This window comes from Cobetia sp. SIMBA_158 (assembly GCF_046566945.1).
In the GTDB taxonomy this organism is placed as follows: Bacteria; Pseudomonadota; Gammaproteobacteria; order Pseudomonadales; family Halomonadaceae; genus Cobetia; species Cobetia amphilecti.
Genome location: NZ_JAWJYL010000099.1, coordinates 1 through 386 on the forward strand (window position 1 = coordinate 1; position 386 = coordinate 386).

The following is a 386-nucleotide window of genomic DNA, read 5'->3' on the forward strand; positions in this document are numbered from 1 at the left end:
GATCATTTCAGCTGTTATCCCTTCATGATCAATACTCTTGAAAATCGCTTTTCTCATCTTCATCCTCCAAACAAAGCCATAATGGCTGTAATTTGCTGCGTGACCGCAAGTGGATCGACACCACATAAGGTTGCGATCATGGCTTCTTTTGCATTTGTCGCCTCCATCCACCGCACATATGTAGGAACATCAAGCATCTTTTGATCGTTCTCAAATTTTGATATACAGCTCCTTGAGCGACTTAACAATTCAGCGAGCTTCTCTTGGGACATCCCAGCTCTTTTTCTTGCTTGTCGGAGCACTACCCCCAACCTCAACTTCCTCACCCCCTTTGTTCTGGTTAAGAACTTTTTCCAAGTTAGAACAGCTAGAAAATTTTTAAATGG

Annotated in this window: 1 protein-coding gene; it reads right to left on the reverse strand. The window is 42.7% G+C overall.

All coding sequences use genetic code 11. From position 1 onward, the window contains the following. Positions 1-59 precede the first annotated feature (59 nt). Positions 60-386 (reverse strand): helix-turn-helix domain-containing protein (locus R2R70_RS19155; protein ID WP_410978774.1); only part of this gene is annotated, 327 nt, incomplete at its 5' end.